Origin of the sequence: Bacillus alkalisoli (assembly GCF_002797415.1) — a bacterium.
In the GTDB taxonomy this organism is placed as follows: domain Bacteria; phylum Bacillota; class Bacilli; order Bacillales; family Bacillaceae_I; genus Bacillus_CD; species Bacillus_CD alkalisoli.
Genome location: NZ_KZ454944.1, coordinates 1,843,616 through 1,862,623, shown reverse-complemented (window position 1 = coordinate 1,862,623; position 19,008 = coordinate 1,843,616). Strand labels below are relative to the sequence as shown.

The 19,008-nt window shown below is 35.8% G+C and carries 18 protein-coding genes and 1 pseudogene; 5 read left to right on the top strand and 14 right to left on the bottom strand.

Annotation, left to right across the window (positions count from 1 at the left end):
• Nucleotides 1-173 precede the first annotated feature (173 nt).
• Nucleotides 174-1,457 (top strand): HRDC domain-containing protein, encoded by a 1,284-nt coding sequence (locus CDZ89_RS09085; protein WP_100333575.1) that lies wholly within the window; start codon nucleotides 174-176, stop codon nucleotides 1,455-1,457.
• Nucleotides 1,458-1,660: 203 nt separating this feature from the next.
• On the opposite strand, the gene CDZ89_RS20495 is transcribed toward CDZ89_RS09085, so the two are convergent.
• Complete coding sequence (locus tag CDZ89_RS20495; RefSeq protein ID WP_369679958.1) at nucleotides 1,661-1,711, bottom strand: hypothetical protein; 51 nt, start codon at nucleotides 1,709-1,711, stop codon at nucleotides 1,661-1,663.
• Between the two features lie 320 nt (nucleotides 1,712-2,031).
• Here CDZ89_RS20495 and CDZ89_RS09080 point away from each other — a divergent pair, with 320 nt between their 5' ends.
• Nucleotides 2,032-2,577 carry a DUF6199 family natural product biosynthesis protein gene (locus tag CDZ89_RS09080; protein WP_100333574.1) on the top strand — a complete coding sequence of 182 codons (546 nt, stop codon included), beginning with the start codon at nucleotides 2,032-2,034 and terminating at the stop codon, nucleotides 2,575-2,577.
• Nucleotides 2,578-2,838: 261 nt separating this feature from the next.
• On the opposite strand, the gene CDZ89_RS20490 is transcribed toward CDZ89_RS09080, so the two are convergent.
• The 3 genes from CDZ89_RS20490 to CDZ89_RS09070 form a co-directional block, all read right to left on the bottom strand.
• Nucleotides 2,839-2,916, bottom strand: a complete 78-nt coding sequence (locus tag CDZ89_RS20490; RefSeq protein WP_227521581.1) for a putative holin-like toxin — start codon at nucleotides 2,914-2,916, stop codon at nucleotides 2,839-2,841.
• Between the two features lie 531 nt (nucleotides 2,917-3,447).
• Nucleotides 3,448-4,518: a M14 family zinc carboxypeptidase gene (locus CDZ89_RS09075; protein WP_100333573.1), complete on the bottom strand. Its 1,071-nt coding sequence runs from the start codon at nucleotides 4,516-4,518 to the stop codon at nucleotides 3,448-3,450.
• Nucleotides 4,519-4,831: 313 nt separating this feature from the next.
• On the bottom strand, nucleotides 4,832-5,335 hold the full coding sequence (locus CDZ89_RS09070; RefSeq protein WP_096154006.1) for a GNAT family N-acetyltransferase: 504 nt from the start codon (nucleotides 5,333-5,335) through the stop codon (nucleotides 4,832-4,834).
• A gap of 221 nt (nucleotides 5,336-5,556) precedes the next feature.
• On the opposite strand from CDZ89_RS09070, the gene CDZ89_RS09065 reads away from it, so the two are divergent.
• Nucleotides 5,557-6,975, top strand: a complete 1,419-nt coding sequence (locus tag CDZ89_RS09065) for a M20/M25/M40 family metallo-hydrolase (protein ID WP_096154004.1) — start codon at nucleotides 5,557-5,559, stop codon at nucleotides 6,973-6,975.
• Nucleotides 6,976-7,882: 907 nt separating this feature from the next.
• On the opposite strand, the gene CDZ89_RS09060 is transcribed toward CDZ89_RS09065, so the two are convergent.
• Entirely contained in the window at nucleotides 7,883-9,532 is a 1,650-nt protein-coding gene (locus tag CDZ89_RS09060; RefSeq protein ID WP_100333572.1) for a M20/M25/M40 family metallo-hydrolase, read from the bottom strand.
• Nucleotides 9,533-10,069: 537 nt separating this feature from the next.
• Here CDZ89_RS09060 and folE2 point away from each other — a divergent pair.
• Nucleotides 10,070-10,966: a GTP cyclohydrolase FolE2 gene (gene folE2, locus CDZ89_RS09055; protein WP_096154001.1), complete on the top strand. Its 897-nt coding sequence runs from the start codon at nucleotides 10,070-10,072 to the stop codon at nucleotides 10,964-10,966.
• Nucleotides 10,967-11,149: 183 nt separating this feature from the next.
• On the opposite strand, the gene CDZ89_RS09050 is transcribed toward folE2, so the two are convergent.
• The 4 genes from CDZ89_RS09050 to CDZ89_RS09035 all read right to left on the bottom strand — a co-directional run bounded on the left by CDZ89_RS09050 (nucleotide 11,150) and on the right by CDZ89_RS09035 (nucleotide 15,829).
• Nucleotides 11,150-11,512: a hypothetical protein gene (locus tag CDZ89_RS09050; protein ID WP_096153999.1), complete on the bottom strand. Its 363-nt coding sequence runs from the start codon at nucleotides 11,510-11,512 to the stop codon at nucleotides 11,150-11,152.
• An 806-nt stretch (nucleotides 11,513-12,318) separates the two neighbouring features.
• Complete coding sequence (locus tag CDZ89_RS09045; protein ID WP_227521476.1) at nucleotides 12,319-13,614, bottom strand: ABC transporter substrate-binding protein; 1,296 nt, start codon at nucleotides 13,612-13,614, stop codon at nucleotides 12,319-12,321.
• Between the two features lie 298 nt (nucleotides 13,615-13,912).
• The gene (locus CDZ89_RS09040; RefSeq protein ID WP_100333571.1) at nucleotides 13,913-15,205 is read right to left on the bottom strand and encodes a voltage-gated chloride channel family protein; all 1,293 of its coding nucleotides are present in this window, start codon (nucleotides 15,203-15,205) and stop codon (nucleotides 13,913-13,915) included.
• Between the two features lie 9 nt (nucleotides 15,206-15,214).
• Complete coding sequence (locus CDZ89_RS09035) at nucleotides 15,215-15,829, bottom strand: DUF421 domain-containing protein (protein WP_096153993.1); 615 nt, start codon at nucleotides 15,827-15,829, stop codon at nucleotides 15,215-15,217.
• 164 nt (nucleotides 15,830-15,993) lie between these two features.
• On the opposite strand from CDZ89_RS09035, the gene CDZ89_RS09030 reads away from it, so the two are divergent.
• Nucleotides 15,994-16,734 carry a YqcI/YcgG family protein gene (locus CDZ89_RS09030; RefSeq protein WP_100333570.1) on the top strand — a complete coding sequence of 247 codons (741 nt, stop codon included), beginning with the start codon at nucleotides 15,994-15,996 and terminating at the stop codon, nucleotides 16,732-16,734.
• A 113-nt stretch (nucleotides 16,735-16,847) separates the two neighbouring features.
• Here the strand turns inward: CDZ89_RS09030 and CDZ89_RS20485 are convergent, their stop codons facing one another.
• The 5 genes and pseudogenes from CDZ89_RS20485 to CDZ89_RS09010 all read right to left on the bottom strand — a co-directional run bounded on the left by CDZ89_RS20485 (nucleotide 16,848) and on the right by CDZ89_RS09010 (nucleotide 18,516).
• Nucleotides 16,848-16,931: an FbpB family small basic protein gene (locus CDZ89_RS20485; RefSeq protein ID WP_157842805.1), complete on the bottom strand. Its 84-nt coding sequence runs from the start codon at nucleotides 16,929-16,931 to the stop codon at nucleotides 16,848-16,850.
• Nucleotides 16,932-16,989: 58 nt separating this feature from the next.
• Nucleotides 16,990-17,049, bottom strand: a pseudogene (locus CDZ89_RS20480) (hypothetical protein); the annotation flags it as partial.
• 105 nt (nucleotides 17,050-17,154) lie between these two features.
• Nucleotides 17,155-17,601 (bottom strand): hypothetical protein, encoded by a 447-nt coding sequence (locus CDZ89_RS09020; protein WP_100333569.1) that lies wholly within the window; start codon nucleotides 17,599-17,601, stop codon nucleotides 17,155-17,157.
• A gap of 35 nt (nucleotides 17,602-17,636) precedes the next feature.
• Nucleotides 17,637-18,059: a beta propeller repeat protein gene (locus tag CDZ89_RS09015; RefSeq protein ID WP_100333568.1), complete on the bottom strand. Its 423-nt coding sequence runs from the start codon at nucleotides 18,057-18,059 to the stop codon at nucleotides 17,637-17,639.
• A gap of 4 nt (nucleotides 18,060-18,063) precedes the next feature.
• On the bottom strand, nucleotides 18,064-18,516 hold the full coding sequence (locus CDZ89_RS09010) for a flavodoxin (protein WP_100333567.1): 453 nt from the start codon (nucleotides 18,514-18,516) through the stop codon (nucleotides 18,064-18,066).
• Nucleotides 18,517-19,008: the final 492 nt, after the last annotated feature.

The following is a 19,008-nucleotide window of genomic DNA, read 5'->3' as shown; positions in this document are numbered from 1 at the left end:
ACTTTTTTAATTTATTGTAAGTCTCCGTTTTTTTGTTTCTTAATGTGTAGTTTCCCACAGAGAGCTCTACTTGAATTAATATCCATCACCCCTTACTATTCGACAAATTCAGACACATCTATTCCCAGTTTATTGCTATAATTAGTAACAAATTAAGTTGTGGGAGGAACATTATGTCATTTCTTAAAAATATCCTTAACATCGTAACTGAAAATAGAGATATTAAAGAGCCTGTCATTTATAAAGAGTTTAATGACAAGTCTCCTTTTTTAGATGGATTAAATCACTTATTGAATAGTAATGATCCTGCTGTTGACGTTAAGAAGGTCACCCATCATTTAAAGACGTTTTCAATTGGTCAAACTGGTGAATCTAGCGTGTTATTCGAGTTGAAAAACTCCATGCTGCCAATGGTAATACTTCATGATGTCACTATAGAGTATGATAATTACAAGGCGCAAATGGACTTTGTTATCATTACACATAAGTTTATATTGGTTCTTGAAGTGAAGAAATTGTTTGGAAATATTGAAGTGACAGATAAAGGTGAGTTTCTTCGTGTGATTACAAAGAATAATAGAATTGTTAACAAAGAAGGAATGTATAGCCCTATTAATCAAGTAGAAAGACATGTGGCTATTTTAGAAAAGCTTTTGAAATCAAAAGAAGTCATAGACAAATGTCCTATACGATATGCGGTCACATTTGCTAATCATAAAACTATTATAAATATGTCTAAAAATGCACCTCAGCACATCAAAGATACTATTATTCGACATGACCAAATTAAGACATTTCTTAAATCAGAACTAGACAAGAAATCTCCTACCTTTATGTTAGATAAATACCTTTATTCCATCGCTGATGCAGTAAAAGCACACGCATTAGATATACCTTTTAATAGAGAAGATTATCTATTATCTGTCGCTTCAATAAAGGATGATAATGTTTCAACAGAAAGTACAATAGTTGAGAGTGAGTTAAACGTAAAAGAAGACTTATCTCATTTACTAATGGCGTACCGTTCGAAAAAAGCAAAACAATTAAACTGCAAGCCATACTATATTTTCAATAACCATACTTTAAGTGAACTTGTTTCGTTGAAACCTACTACTATTAATCAATTATTAGAAGTAACGGGAATGGGACATAAGAAAACGGAAGAATTTGGTGTGGATATCATAAATATTATTAAAAATAATACCGCTTTAGATTCCAATACGAAAACTATTGATATGGACCATTTACGATCGGATCTAACTCAGTACCGCACGGTTACAGCGAAAAAATTAAACGTAAAACCTTTCTATATATATACGAATAAAACATTAGATTGCATCCTAGAATTGTTACCAACTAATAAGGATGAACTATTTAAAGTCGAAGGTATCGGTGTGAAGAAAGCCGAAGAGTTTGGGGAAGGAATATTAGAGATTGTTAGAAGGTTTAAAAGTTGATAGAAGATGATACTATATCAGAGCTTCTAATAGTTTTCATATAGTAGGCTCTTTCGGTTATAATAAAACTATAAAAAGGCATATACTAAAAAAGACCGCTGGTGCGCTAACACCATACGGTCCATACAATAGCAGGTTCCCTTCAAGGGAATCAGCAATTATTAGGCGTAACCCACCCTATCGCATCCAGGCTCAAGGGTGGGTTATTTTTTGTCTTTTATGATAGATACAACTAAACTAGCAAATGCAATCATTAGCACTAATGCTTGGAAAGTTGACATCATATCGGCATCACCCCCTTCCAACTGGGGTAATGCTGACCACCCTTGAATTTCCCATACTATTGTTAAAATATTATAACAAAAGAACGAACAAGCGTTCCGTATTGAACAAGATATAAAAGAAAATTTCTTCTGATATTCCTCTTTGTCATGTTTATCTTTCCACTTTCACAACAATAAGGTGCTCGGCCCCACTACGTTAAAGTTTTACCATAATGGGGGGTTTTTGTATTCTAAATTATTGAAACTTTTCGATGATATATGCGTAAATTATATAAAGGGATGTGAATATTATGATAATTTATAAACAACTTATCGTTCTTCTTTTTATTTTTCTTTTCATACCAATTACCGCAGTTGCTGAGAGTGATAGTCGTGTTGTCGTCATTGATGGGCAAGAATTTACAGTAACAGCTAGTGTCTCTAGCATAGGCTATGGTTATACCGTTTTGGCTCCAGACGGAACGAAATATAGTTATAATTGCAATACTGTTGGGACGAACATGTCGACTTGCTCTGGTAAGTTTATAGGAGAAAATGATTTTACGATGGAAGAAGATCGAATCATGATGGAGAGAATGGATAAAGCCATTTCGGAATACGAGCTTACATATGGTGTACCACGTGAAGAGAAAAGTAAATCTAGTTCGGGGAACTTTTTTACTGGGCTACTTGCCATCGCAGTCGGAGCATTTTTAACCTTTGCGCCTAGGTCTGCCTGGTACTTAGAAATTGGGTGGAAGCTCAAAGACTCAGAACCTAGTGAAGCCGCTATTTTAATAAATGTTTTTGGTGGAATTATTCTTGGAATTGTTGGGATAGTGATGATGTTTACTTAATTTTACCTATGGGGCCAGATGCCATGGCCATCAATGCATAAAGGGCACTTTCTACTAAAATAACTAAACAAGTCAGTACAAAACTTTATAGTTTTATCTTGCCGTAAAAGAGGTTATAATAACTATATAAACAAGCATATACTAAAAAAGACCGATAGTGCTAGTAACACTAACGGTCTATACAATAGCAGGTTCCCATCAAGGGAGTCAGCATTGTGGGTATATAATCCACCCTAGGTTGCTGCTAGGCTCAAGGGTGGGTTATTTTTTGTCTTTAACGATTGATACAACTAAGCTAGCAAATGCAATCATAAGCACTAATGCTTGAAAAGTTGTCATCCTATCGGCATCACCCCCTTTCTACTGGGGTAATGCTGACCACCCTTGAGTTTACCATGCTATTGTATAGATATTATACCATCCACAAGAACGTGTGTTCCACTCTAATCTATGTAATTATCTTTTTTTAGCATTTAGCTTCTGTAGTTAAATATCAAAAAAGCGTTAATACATTGTGAAAGCAGTAAATCTTTTGTTATTTATTAGTTTGAACTTCCATACGATTTACGAATAATTAAGCGCCTAAGAATGTATGTTAATAGTCATACTTGAACACAGTTTTTTAACCGTCAATAAATAAGGTGCTTTCGATTAACTCTGTTTTCAAGTCTTGTATTTTCGGTTATAATAATACTATAAATATGCATATACTAAAAAAGACCGATAGTGCTCTAACACCAAGCGGTCCATACAATAGCAGGTTCCCTTCAAGGGAGTCAGCATTGGTAGTAAAAAAACCCACCCTATTATGCTTGCCGGCTCAAGGGTGGGTTATTTTTTCTCTTTTATGATAGATATGGTTAGTATTACTTATTCGTCGGATTCTTCCCCTTGACGAGTTGTTTGAAATGGAAGTGTATCCCAGAAGCTTGTATCTACTGTTTGAATGGAACCATTTGCAATTGCTTTAACAGTTGCATCAAGTGTGTTTACCGTTTGTCGAATTAAATAACCGTTACTTTTTTGACCAAGGACGGCAGAAGGGTTCGTATGGTCGGACATACCTCGCATTTCGAACAACAATGTAGCAATATCATATCTTAACGCAATTCCGTTACGGCCAATGTTAGCACCAGAACCTCCGTTATATTTTCCAAGATGCCCCCACCCTTTAGATTCAATCTCATGGAAGACAACTGCACCAAGTTTCTTTGATTGTTCTACTATTTCCGGGTTCACATTAGGATTTGTCGGGTATAAAATGGAACCTGATACATATTTGCCATCACGTTCACTTTGTGTTCCTTGATGATGTAAATCAATTAAATAATCAATGTTATATTTTGCTAGTACATTCTCATGTAATACTCTCGCTTCTGGTTGCATGAGTTCTACCTGCTTGTCGTGTTCACGGTTCAAATCATAATTATTCGCATTCGCCCGCGTTAAATGACGATCACCAGCTGCGATATATCGATCCGTAGAAAAATTCACATCCCCCATTGCACCATCAGCATTTAACATTGGAATGACGAGAATATTTACTCCATCAAGTACTGATTTTGTTTTTCCAGTACCTAAATGTTTAATAAATTCTAATGCCCCTTCGGTTGTTAACTGTTCATTGCCGTGTTGTTGTGTTAAGAAGAGAATAGTTGGGTTTTCTTCATTTGTAATATATTTCGCCATGTAAATGTCACGGCCTTTTACCGTTTGACCAATTACTTCTAATTCTAACGCATCTTGTTTTTCTGCCTGTTTATGTAAGTAGTCTACTAGTTCTTCATAAGTAGTCAAAATCGATGTTTGAATAGATTCATTTCCATTATAATTCGGCCCATTTCCAACCGCCCCAGCAGGTAAACCAACTGACGTTAATGCGCCAAATGCCATCACACCTGTTAATGATAACGCTAACATTTTTTTGTAAATTTTTTTCATAAAATCCTCCTTTAATCTCTTTATTTTATGGCTTAAACAAGCTCTCTTTAAGAGTAAAGTTTTTTGAATAATCTGTAAATGGTTATAAACAACCATTCTTCGCCATCCGAAATTTCAGACAAATAGACTGGTTATAGGGCCATAATCCCATTACGTTAAAAACTTTAACACGTTGGGGGTATGGTGCCGTTCGGGACGGGAATACATTTTCTATTTCAAATAATGTTTAATCTATTCCTTAAAAGGTGCCAGACCCCAATCGCAGTAAAGGTTTACTGAACTGGGGTCTGGCAGCTAAATAAATTGCTTATGTTCAAGAAATCTTTTTCCCGAGAATAACCAAATCTCTCTTCATTCCATCCAATTTAGCGACTTCTGGTAGATGAGCCCATTTTTCAAAACCAATGCTTGAAAAAAGTTTAATACTGGGCTCATTATGTGCAAAAACAAAGCCAAGCAAAGTATCAATTTCAAAATTAGGACATTCCTCTATCACTTTGTTTAATGTTATTTTTCCAAGTCCTTTACCTCTAAATTCTTTATGTAAATAAATAGATACTTCGGCAGTTCCATTATAGGCAGGTCTTCCATAGAAAGATTGAAAACTTACCCACCCGCAAACTTTACCCAAATACTCTACAACCCACAAAGGTCTTTTATCAGGATTATGTTCGTTAAACCACTCTACCCTATCGCTTATAGATACAGCTTCCGTATCAGCAGTTACCATTCTGCTTGGAATAGTGGCATTATAAATCTCCACTATCATTGGTAAATCTTCCATACTTGCATCTCTAAATATAATATTGTCTTTCATATAATTGCTCCTTCATAATTTTTCTTTATTTTATAATACCGCTTAGTTCATTAAGTGTATGTATTTTTATAAACTTCTCCATAAAATATCTGTACGATATGTTCGATTGTACTCAATCAAAGTAACACTTATTTTTCTAAAAATTCAAATTTTTTAAAGGAATATTCATTTCGAATCTCGAAGTAATTAATGTACGTTATGATTAGGGAGGGGATTTTAATTTGAGTCACGTCTTATTAGAAGAAATAAGAGTATATACAAAAGAAGCAGTCAATCATTCATTAGAAAGTTTAAAAGACTATTTACGATTACCTACTATATCCGCCCAAAACAAAGCCATTCCTGAAACAGTGGCGTTTGTTGTTAACTTGATTGAAAACGCTGGTGGAAAAGCAGAAGTATTAGATGATTTAGGTGGTAATCCTGTTGTTTATGGTTACTTCGCTGCAACAAAAGATCCAGATATAGCTAAAACGTTACTTTTTTATAACCATTATGATGTTCAGCCACCTGAGCCTTTTAACGAGTGGAAAACAGATCCTTTTGAGCCAACTGTAAAAGATGGAAAACTATTCGCCCGAGGTGTATCCGACAACAAAGGAGATTTCATTGCTCGTTTAACAGCAATCAAAGTTTTAAAAGAAGTAGCTGGCGGACTTCCTTGTAATATTAAGTTTATGGTAGAAGGAGAAGAAGAAATTGGCAGTCCGAATTTAGCACCTTATATTCAAAAATATAAAGAGCTTTTCAAGGCGGATGCATGTATATGGGAATTTGGATCAAAAGATGAGAAAGATCTTGTTAGTATGGTAGCCGGTATTAAAGGAATGGCGTATTTGGAACTAAGTTGTGTTGGTGCTGATATTGACATGCATTCGGCCGTTGGCGCTTATGTAGATAATGCCGCATGGCGATTAGTTCAAGCATTAGCAACAATGAAAGATAAGCATCATCATATTTTAGTAGAAGGATTTTACGATGGCATCGAACAACCGAAAGATAGTGAACTAGAAGCGGTAGCAACATTACCTTTTGATGAAGAAGCCGTGGAAAAATTATATGGGTTAAAACGTCCTTTAATTACAAAGCAAAAAGGAATCGATCCGAGAGAAGCAATGGTATTTGAACCAACCATGACAATTTGTGGTATCGAAAGTGGTTATACTGGGGAAGGAACGAAAACTGTTTTACCGAAAAGTGCAAAAGTAAAGCTAGATTGCCGATTAGTACCTGGTCAAGACCCTAATAAAGTATTTCATGCTGTCCAAAACCATTTAGTAAAACACGGTTTTGAAGATGTACATGTTACGTTGTTAACTGGTCAAAAAGCTTATCGTTCAGACTTTTCCCATCCATTTGTACAACACGTGTTACATACGGCAAAAGAAGCATATCAAACAGAAGCTTATATAGCGCCAAATTCAGCTGGAACTGGACCTATGTATGAGTTTGGAACTCACCTACAACTTCCAATTGTAAGTACTGGTATCGGGTGGGTTGGATCTAAGGCACACGCCCCAAACGAATCGATTCGCCTAAAAGATTTTGAAGATGGTGTCGTTCATATGGCACATATGATGTCTACGTTCTCTAAAGCTTTAACAGATGAAGTGGAAGAACCGGATAGCATTACGACATAATCAAATTTTAACTATCTATATAGTTTTACTCCTTTAGAAAAACGGTTATACTAACTAAATAAACAAGCATATACTAAAAAAGACCGTTAGTGCTGCTAACACTAACGGTCCATACAATAGCAGGTTCCCTTCAAGGGAGTCAGCATTGTTGGTACAAAAATCCACCCAAGGTTGCTGTCACGCTCAAGGGTGGATTATTTTTTGTCTTTTACGCTAGATACAACTTAACTAGCAAATTCAATCATAAGCACTAAAGCTTGAAAAGTAGTCATCATATCCGCATCACCCCCTTCCTGCTGGGGTAATGCTGACCACCCTTGAGTTTCCCATACTATTATAAAAATATTATAGCACAAGTGCGAACTAGCGTTCTATACAAAGTGGGGAGATATTAAACTTTTCTCAGCCGTTCAATTTTGACTTTTTCTTTTGTAAAAAATTGATCGTGGGAGACCTCTTCACCATCATTTCTGACTTTTTCTTTTGTGAAATTGATCGTGGGAGACCTCTTCACCATCATTTCTGACTTTTTCTTTTGTGAAATTGATTGTGGGAGACCTCTTCACGTTCATTTTTGACTTTTTCTTTTGTGGAATTGATCGTGGGAGACCTTCTCACGTTCATTTTCGGCTTTTTCTTTTGTGAAATTGAATGTGGGAGACCTCTTCACGTTTATTTTTGACTTTTTCTTTTGTGAAATTGATTGTGGGAGACCTCCTCACGTTCATTTTTGACTTTTTCTTTTGTGAAATTGATCGTGGGAGACCTCCTCACGTTCATTTTTGACTTTTTCTTTCATGAAATTGATTGTGGGAGACCTCTTCACCATCATTTCCGACTTTTTCTTTTGTGAAATTGAATACGAGAGCATTGACCTCACCGATCATAAGTCCTAGCCAATTGAATTTTAACCTATTAACTTCTTTATCACTTCATTTGTTAAATTCGGTACGATGTAGTGAGAAAAGTTCAGTTCTGCTCGTTCATATTTTTTATGCGCATCAAAGCCATATGGGCCGATATTGATAACTGGAACGTTAATAGCTCGAATATCATCATAGTTGATAAAATGTTTCTTCCCCCAACTTGGATTATTTCGAGAAACTGCCTCAATTCCTTGTTCGTCGTCACTTAATGCAACAAAGCTCATATCCGAAATGTAAGGGAAAAAGTTTCTCGTCACAATCGGATGTTCATAGTGTGGTTGGACAAACTGAACGGCATTATCTAATGCTTGAAGTAGGTTTTGTTCGTTTTCATCTTTTCCTGTTACTTCAATACGGGGTGAATATAAAGAGGAGTAAAAAAGAATAATGGCAGGACTTTTATCTTCCATCCACTTCCATGCTTCTTCGACTACTCTTGCTGAATACATTCGCGTATCTAATGATGAATCTTCTAGTAGTTTTTCTTTAAACGTATTCATCGCCGACTCATACTCATCTCCAAATTTCTCTACTAGCTTTTCTACCATTTCTTCGTAAATGAAGACACGTGGTTGCCAAGCGACTTCACGTATTGGTTCTCCCGTTGTTTCACTATACGTTTGATAACTTTTCTTAAAGTCTACCAATGCATCGGAAAAAGCAATTGTTGCTTGCTCTTTTAATAAATCTAGCACATCTTTCGGTGACCAAGAATGAATAAAAAAGTTGTAATACACATAAGTGGAAAGAGCCGTTTGCACTGTATAGGTCGGCTTTAAGTCGGTTTGTTTTAACGACACTGGTGGAACCGTTCTTTCTCCGTAAGCTTCATTACAAAGGTCAGGATTATAACTAATTTGTTTTGTTAAATAGGAGGCTATGAAATTCGGATCGATTCCTTCAAAGCAAGAACCTACATGTGTCTCTGCCCCGGTAATGAAAAAAGATGGCAACAATTTCCCAACTGTTCCTTTATAAATATAACGATTTTCATCCCCTTCGTAGCGAGGAGAAACAAAATCAGCATTTATAGCAGCGATATATTCGAAGTTTTGTTCCTTCTTCCATTTGCGTAACGTCTTTAATGCAGATAATATTCCGTGTGAACCATCTTCTTCGTCACACTCTGCCACAAAAACTATGTTCCCTTCTAATTTGTCAGGATTTTCACTATAATACTTTATTAAATATAAATGACTAGCTAATCCACTTTTCATATCAAGCGATCCACGGCCGAACATCCAATCTCCGGATTTTAAATGTTCTTCAACCATGGACGGTACCGCTTCTGTTAACATTTCTTCCACGAGATCGTCAGGAGAACAAGCTGCATCTTTTATTTGTCCAAAATCATCTATCCCAACCGTATCTACGTGCCCCATTAACATAACAGTTTTATTACTAACCCGCTTCGTTCCTTTTATATAAGCAAGCACATTGTAACGCTGCTTGTCATCGTCCACTGTTTTTTCCAAAACGATAGAAGAAGAATTCGCTTGAAAATAAGGCAATTGTTTAAGCCAATTATAAATAAAATTAGCCATATCCGTTTCACCAGAAGTATTAACAATACTCTCAATGTTTACAAGTTGTTTTGTTATCGTTAAAACATCGTTATGACAAGTTAACATGAAAAATCCCCCTATGGGCAACATTTATTAGTAACCCTAAATAAATAGCTAGACTTATTATACTAAACTTTTTTTCTTTTAAAAATAAATCTTTATTGGTTAAATCTAATTATAAAAGCTCCCAACCTCAAAAAAGAGACAGGTTACTTGTCCCATTTACAGACATGTAACCCGCCTTACATGTAAAATCTACACAATGCTAAATAATAAAAAAGAAATATACGATTGTGCTGCTAACAATACATGTACATGCAATAGCGGATTCCCTCGAAGGTAGACAGCCACCCTATCATGCATGGTTGAAGGTATTTTCCTAATGATGTTTTTTTATTATTGTCGCTCTATATCTTCAAACACTCTACTTGCTGTAGCTTTTTGCTGTCCAACGTATTTTCCTGCATAAGGATTAGCTTCTTGATCAACTTCTGCTAAAACCCTTCATTTATTAGACTATTAACACATTAAGTCTTGTTTATCACACAATGGAAGTGCATAATAAATAAGAATTATTACGATTAGCAAAAAAGGAGAATAACCATGAAAGAAATTAATCTTCCTGATAAGACATCTAGACACCGTCATTTCGGTTCAGTTGACCCAATTGTCGGAACAAAGCCTACTGAAAAAGAAAAAATGCATGACTTGCAGAATACAGACAATGATTTTTACTTTTCAATCGAGCATGTAGGTATTAAAAATATAACATATCCTGTTATTATTACTTCTTCGATGGAACCAAAGGAACAGCATTCTATTGGTAACTTTATGCTCACCACTAGTCTAGTTCGCAATCAAAAAGGTATAAACATGAGCCGTTTACCCGAAGTATTACATACTTTCTATCAAAACGGATTACAATTAGACTTTTCTTCCTTAGCGGATGTTAGTAAACTATTAGCAGAACGAATGAATCAATCCTCATCCACTATTGAAGTAAGCTTCCCTTGGTTTTTTGAAAGAAGAAGCCCTTCTATGAATCTTGCTGGATTAATGAAAGCTGATGTTACTTTAGAAACGACATACAAGGAAGGTATAGGATGGAAAGAGAAAATTTCCATGTCTGCAGCTGTTACCACTCTTTGTCCATGTTCAAAAGAAATTAGTGAGTATAGTGCACACAATCAACGAGGAATCGTAACCGTACAAGTAGAACTATCCCAAGATGGTTCATCACCTTCAAATATAAAAGAGATATTACTCGATGTTATGGAGTCTAATGCAAGTGCAAAACTTCATCCCATCTTAAAAAGACCAGATGAAAAGAAAGTAACAGAGCAAGCATACGAAAATCCTAGATTTGTAGAGGACCTTATTCGTTTAATTGCTGCAGATCTATATTTATTAGATTGGGTGAAAGCATTTACCATTGAATGTCGTAATGAAGAATCTATTCATCAACATGATGCATACGCTAAAATGTCGTACCGCAAATAAATATATACCCTGGGATCTATTCTATAAAATCCCGGGGTATTCATACCGTTTAAACTCGAGTTTAATTAATCTTGTTGTCTAAGGATAAAGAAGAATTCGATATACTGTTAAGTAATTCATGCGAGTTAAAATAGATAAAGGTGCCATCTCCCAATACACGGGGGGCTGGCACCTGTTTTTGTACTATTGGCTATTAAATTTTTCTATCGTTTCTTTGTTATCTCCAATGGAGAAAGTTGTAAAAGAAACGTTGCTACCTATTTCTACTTCTTTTCCTTCAATTTGTTTTTTTGCCTCTTCTGACAGACGATAATTCACATCTTGATTTTCCACCGTAATAATAACTTCATCTTCTGCTGTCTTAATACTCTTTACTATGCCAGTAATTTCAGTGGTTTCTCCACCAGCAAGCATTATACCACTTATATCACCTGATGCCTCATCCCCAATATCATTGGTTTTTTGACCGGTAAACCCGCATGCACTTAGGACTGATATTAATAAGAAACAACCCAATACTAAAGCTAGATTCTTCATTTTCAACACAAATATCTACCTCCAATTTTTATCTTTCATCTAATAGGTCGTAAAATAGTCAAAATAGTTTCACATTTTTTCAAATAATTCTATCTGGTGAAAAAATACGCTTAACGCAATAGGAACCAGCATATTTTGTTGCCCTGAGACTAGTTGTTAGCGTGACCTGACCGTCAAGCTTATCCACCAAAATTCAAGTATCGTATCCTATATTTAAAAAGTAATAAAAATTGAAAGTAACTAGCACGTGAAAAAGAGGCTGGGAGAAAATTGGGGGGGGAAAATATTTAAGAAGAGGCCCAAAGATTAAAAATCTTGATCTTTGGGCCTCTTCCATTTAAATTAACCGGATTTTACAATCCCTTTATACTTACTAAATGCTGATGAAGTGTATCTTCTTTATATATATTATTTTGGCCAGATGAACTTCATTAGCCTTTTGAATTTGAAGTTCAACGTTGATAATTTATTGTAATTAGATGAAGTTCAACTACGATATATTTTTTTGGCCAGATGAACTTTATCGGCCTTATGAAGTTCAGCTAGGATAAATTTTTGTAGCCAGATGAACTTCATCAGCCTTATGAAGTTCATCTAGGTTAAATTTTTGTAGCCAGATGAACTCATTAGCCATATGAAGTTCATCTACGATCATTTTTTGAAGCCAGATGAACTTCATTGGCCTTATGAAGTTCAACTACGATATATTTTTTGGCAGATGAACTTCATCGGCCCTATGAAGTTAACTACTATCATTTTTTTACCATACTAATTTCTAAAGCAAGTTTAAACTTCATTGGATTGAAATCTCTCCATCAATTATGTAAGTTCTCCACTACCTCTTCCGCTCTTTTTAAGCCTTCGTCTGGTGATAGGTTGTTAACCATAACATGGTCTATCATATGGTTAATTTTTCTCTTGTAGTCGGCGTATTCAGTCGGAGTTGAGAATACTTTCGTTACTGCTAGATTTTGAAGCATGAAGGAGTAAATCTCAGCTTCTTTTTCAGTAAATTCTGCTAAGGCTGCTTCTGCCCCTAGTTTATTTGCTGCGATATCGAAAGTTTGGCTTGCCCAATATTTTTGTGCTTCTGGACCTGTTAAGTATTGAATGAAATCCATTGCTTCGTCTGGATTTTTCGCACCACGTGGTATTTCTACTACAAGTCCTTCGCCTGTACTCCAATGGTCAGTGGAATCACTATATGCTGGAATAGGTGCAACACCTATATCAATAGTAGTATCATCTTCGCGAATGGAAGAATATAAACTTCCGTCACCTACCCACATCGCTACTTTTTCTGCAAGGAACGGGTTTGAATGAATTTCCATAAAGTTTGCAGTAAATACATTTACTGGACTTACTCCATATTTATCACGCCATTTTTTCAACCATGCTAAACCTTCTGCTTTCTTATCTGTATGAATGTTTAACTTGGTGTCCTGTATGAAGGATTGTCCATCATCTGCATTGACCATCCATGAAGTGGCACCAAATCCACCCCAAAGAGGATGAAAACCGATACGTTCATAATGATCTCCTTGCTTCCAATCTAGAAAACTTGCATACTCCTCTAATTCTTTCCACGTAGAAGGTGGGTTATTAGGATCTATGCCTACCTCTTCATATGCTGCCTTATTATAAAATAATACGTTTGTATTGGTCATAAAAGGAATAGCATATGTTCTCCCTTCGGATTCTACTACTTCCCAAAGGTGTGGATAAAACATCTCTTTATATTCTTCCGTTATGTAACTACTTATATCTGTAACCTGGTTAAGTGTTGCTCGATATGTGACGGACTGCATATCATTTATGATGACATCCGCTGGGTTTCCTGTTGCAATAGAGACGATATTGTTTGTCCAAATTTTCCCTTTCGGAAAGGCTGTATGGTTTACAATTACTTCATCTTGAGAGTTGTTATAATCGTCTATTATTTTTTCAATAATTGCATTACTAGATTCTGATTCCCAAAATGTCCAAAAATCAATGTTTACCCCTCCATCCTCCGCCTGAACAGAGCGAATTTGACCTGGCTCACATGCCACTAATGATAGAACGATACATACACTTAAAAGTAAAGCGCCGATTTTGCTTAGTTTCATCATTCAATTCCCCTTTTAACAAATCTTGTTACCATCTATAGCCTAGTTACCTCTATAAGCTATCTACTAAACATAGATTAGGGAAACTTGTATTTATTTTTGTCACCTCCAATGGAAAAAGGGCTAGTCGTTGTTAGTAAAGAAATTACAAACTGTATGACTGGCCCTAGATTTTTTAACGCTCTATAATTGATGAAGCTTTTTTACAAAAATAAGATTATTTAACATTACAATGCTTTAAAAAACAAACGAATAAATGATTGTCCACCCATTATACTGATAGAGCCTACGATCACACCACTCAACCATCTTTCTTTTCCACCGATTCTATTGTTTCTCCTTTTATGAAACGATACAATCTACTTTTCGGCTCATAAACCTTCTGAGAAGGCCAAAGTCCGTGATGTCCAGAAAAAATAAAACTCACGAAACATGCGACAAAAAAGAATTCTATCCCTTTTCCATCAAACATTTCCACACTTAACAAGAAGGCCGCAATCGGTGTGTTGGCACCACCTGCAAAAACAGCAATCATTCCTAAAGCTGCAATAAAAGACAATGGCAAGTCTATGAATGAGGACAAAGTGTTTCCTAACGTTGCGCCAATAAAGAATAGTGGGATCGCCTCTCCTCCAACAAAACCACTTCCCATTGTGATGGCTGTATATACTAGTTTAGCTAAAAAGGCGAACGTCGGTACATCTACTAGAAAAGATTGCTCTAGCATATCTAATCCACGGCCATTGTAATCTGTCGTTCCAAGTACAATCGTTAAAAGCACAATAACACAACCACCAACAAAAGCTCTTTTCATATGATTCTTTTTGAAAATCTTCTCAGAAACATTTTGTATACCGTGCCTTAATTGGCAATAAAGTACACTTACAAGACTAAAAATAATAGCCATTATGATTACTTTTGTAAAAGAGAAACCCGAAACTTCTGGAACAGATTTTATATGAAAGCTTTCATGCTTTATTCCCCAAATCCCCTCCGTCACATAGTGCCCAACGAAGCTTGCAACTAGGCAGGCAACAAGTGCCTCATATTTTAATTTACCTACTGCTACCATTTCCATACCGAATATAGCGCCTGTGATTGGGGTACCAAAAGCAGCACCGAATCCTGCACTGATTCCACTCATTAATACTATTTTAGTATCAAGTTTATTCACTTTAAGAAACTGAATAACGGACTGAGCTATACTTCCCCCCATTTGAATGGCTGCTCCTTCACGACCTGTTGAGCCACCAAAGAGAATGGTAATAAACGTACCTATGTAGACAAAGGGACCTAATCTTTTAAGTACGGTTGCCTTTCCATGTACTCCTTCAATTACTAAATTATTTCCCTTCGCAATATCATTACCGTTCTTTTTCCCATAGTTCATATACATAAATCCAATCAAAATTCCGCCTAAAGGAAGAAAATAGATGAGCCAAGGGTTATTTTTTCGAATTCCATCTCCAAGAAAATCATTCGTCTTTAATAGAAAGGCTGTTGTAGAACCGATTATTATTCCAATAATTAATGCAAAAATGATCCACCTGATAATGGTAAAAAGAAATAATTTATACTTACCCATTTTTTTCATGCTGCTTCCTCATTCCAAATATTTTGGAGGTGCCACTTGGTGTTTATTATCTTTAACTTCTGTAAAAATATTTTCTGTTTCATCAGAAGAGTTAAAGAGATTGGGAGCGGGTGATGATGTAGGATTTGTTCCCTGTAGCATTGATATAATTTGTTGAATATCTCCTTTTGTTGCATATTGTTTATCAGGTTTTAACATATATCCTAACTGTCCGTTAGATTCTATCGTTGCCCATTGAAGGTCACTTATGTTTTGTATCCCTTGCTGACGTAATCGTAATTCTAGCATGTCAACCGTTAAACGGAGTTTCTTCAAGTTCCTCTCGTTTATTTTTCCGTTTTCAATAATCATTAAGGATTGTCCATAAAAGAACTTCTCCAGTTTATCTACTTTCATCACGATATACTCAATGAAAAGAAGATTTAGTACAAGGAATAGAGTAATAAGCATCGTAATCCATATGTTTCGGTCACCAACTGGTTGGATAATGAGTGAGCCGACAGCCACCATCATCACTGTTTGAGCAACGGTTAATTGTGAAATAGACTTCCTGCCTGCTAATCGTAAAATTAGTACTCCACCAAACACAATAACTACTGCTTTCCATATAAAATGTAAATCCATAACCGTCCCCCTTATCTTTATTATGATTTTAATAAACAAGGAATTTATACATATTCAATTTAGGGACGGGTGTGAATTTCTCATTCTGGATGAGAAATTCACACCCGTCCCTAATTTCGCCCATTTTTTTAAGGACACCTTTCAACAGAAATGTGTGATGAATAATGTATATAGACTTCTGTGAGGTGATTACTATCAGAGGAATATATAAGGATGTTGCAACGTTACGTCAGGATTTAGAAGAGTGGGAACTAGCAGTATTAGAGGCATTTGGAGCTAAAATGACAGACAAGGAGAATCCTTTTCCTTGCATTCCAGCTACCATTGGAAATAAAACAAACCAATTAAGGTATGGCTATATTGGTTATCCAAGAAGTAATACTACAACAGTCGAACTAGTGCAATTAATGAAAAACTTCACAAACGAGGCAATAATGTACGGTCCAAATACATCACTAATTGTTTTTTATGAAATAACTGACAATATGAAAGAGGATTACACCGTAGAGGTGTATGAACAATTATTTTGGAGGCAATTAGCTGGACTTTCTGTATGTGATGAAATGGACTGGCCCAAAAATATTTCATACAATCCACATCATCCATTATGGGAGTTTTGCTTCAATGGGGAAAAGTTTTCCATGTATTGTGCCACACCTGCGCATAAAAACCGTAAAAGCCGGCATTTTGAGACGATGATGCTCGCGATTACACCTAGAAGTGTATTGGAAGAGTTTGGGAGAAGCGAATCTTTTGCCAGTAATATAAAAAAGCAGGTAAGAAAACGTATGGAAAAATATGATTCCATTGAAATTCATCCGGATTTAAACAGCTATGGTTCAGAGGATAATTTCGAATGGACCAAATGCCCATTCCATCAATTCTTGAATTTATTTAAGCAATGACAATTAGGGACGTGGGTTGTTTTCTCATTTTTGATGAGAAAACAACCCACGTCCCTGATTTCTCACGCTTCTTGAACTTCTTTTTTTTCAATCTGTCTTTCTTCAATTTTTGTTTATATTTTGTCCAGTAGTTTTTCATCTCTCATTATGTCCAGTTTGTTTTCTAGAATTAGTTGCTTTAATGTTTTCTTCCTCATTTATATTCTCCTTATCTTGTATGTCCCTAACTTCCCATTCTTGTACACTTATAGGGAGTTCGTATAATTGCGCATTTTCTAGTTTGTAGATACCTAAGCTTAATAGTTTTGCGATAATATGTTTTTTCTTTGTTTAATAGCATTTCGCAATTGTGTTCATTTGGCACCTCCTATCATCTAACTTTGAACTATCACTGTTATATACAACCCTTTATTATTAGAGTTAGTGTAGAAATAGTTGATCTTTATTTCTTTGATAGAAGATAGACTCGTAATGCCCAGCTACTGCAAAATCCTCTCTATCACTAGCGACTCTCCAACCATGTCCTTTTATTTTCCAACATGGCATTATTTGGCCGTTTGCTAAGCATATTTTAGAAACTGTACTATAACCTGTTTCATTTTGATTACTAGTAGCGTAAATATAGTCTTTATCTCCACTAATATGTAGATAGCTATTTTCTTTTAACTCGCTCGTACATGACATCCATTTTGCATCTTCATGAAAGAACTCTATTTCATCTACTAAACTATATTCTATCGACCCGTTTTTTCCTTTACTTGAACCAAAACCAGCGACTAAGTAACCGTCAATAAGCGTCAAAGACGCAGTCATTCTTTCTGTTTCTCTTTTTACTTGTTCACACCTCAACGTATTTACGTTCAGCATCCATATTCCACCATGTTCTTCATGAACTTTAGTGCCTATAAATAAATACTAAGAACTAAAGACCTTATAGATGGTTTATTATGAGAAATATGTGAGAATGGGTCGATTACCCGAAACGTTTCGCCGAAGTTAAAAGATAAAAACAATAGCTTCTCTCCGTGAGCTGCTACTATTCCAAGTTCGGAACTACTAACATTCCAAACTGTTGCTTTTGTAGGAAAACGTTTGATTGTCCAACCATATCCTCCACTTGAACTACGAATAAACAAACCAGCGTCACCGACTCCATAAATATGTTCCCCACTTTCATGAAAGTCTCTTATTTTCCTGGATCCAGTATGAAGACATGGATTCCATTTTCCTCTTTCTTTTATAAAAACTCCTGTTTCTGTTGTTGCTAATAGTAATTTACCATCCTGTAACCATATGACAGCAGTTGCACTCATTAAGGATTCCATCGTGTTAGACTCCTAGTTTCTCAGCAAACATCACTGCAAAATTGGCACAGCTTTCTACTTCTTCATCTGTGTCTGGTGTGAATTCAATACGAAGACCCTCCACCGCTAAGGAAGCACCTTGTAGTTGTAAACGTTCTTCCAAAAGATCAACAGCCGCACAAAATTTTGGGTAAGCTGTGTCCCCTGAACCAAATACTGCAACAACCTTGTCTGTTAAATCCACATCAAGCAACCCCTCGTAAAAATCCTCTGTCTCATAAGGTAATTCTCCATCTCCCCATGTGTATGAACCTAATATAATTCCATCGTACTGGAGTAATTCCTCTGCATTCATATGTTCTATTTCCTTTATTTCTATATCAATCGGGTTTATTTCTAAGCTAGACTTGATAAGGTCTGCGATTTCTTCCGTATTTCCTGACATACTAGCATAAGCTATTAATATTTTAGCTGTCATAAGTACATCCCCTTTATAATTGAGAATTATTTTCATTAAGTTAATATTAATGGTAATGATAATCATTGTCAATTAGAAAATAATAAATTTTTGAATAAAAAGAACGTGGTAATTTGTAAGTGAGATAAGAGTTGTTGTTATAACTTGAAGAACAAAAGCGGAGGGAGCTCGCTTAGCGGCGTACAAACTGGACATAAAGGAAACACGAAGAGCAACGCAAGGAGCGATTCGATGTTGACTTATCGTACGGACGGACTGGGAAGTTTGATAGCCCTAGCGTCAGGAGCTAGCCGTAGAACAAACACCTTTTGTGGTTAATCACAAACCGTTAATAATTTCCTAGATGAAAAAAAACTTTCACCAAGATTCTTTAGGTGAAAGTTTTATTAGAGTAGACACTCATGAAAATGAAATGCGCACCATGGGACATGAAAACGTACACTAGTTTATATTTGTTTTACGATTATTGTATATGTGCCTCAAATAACAATA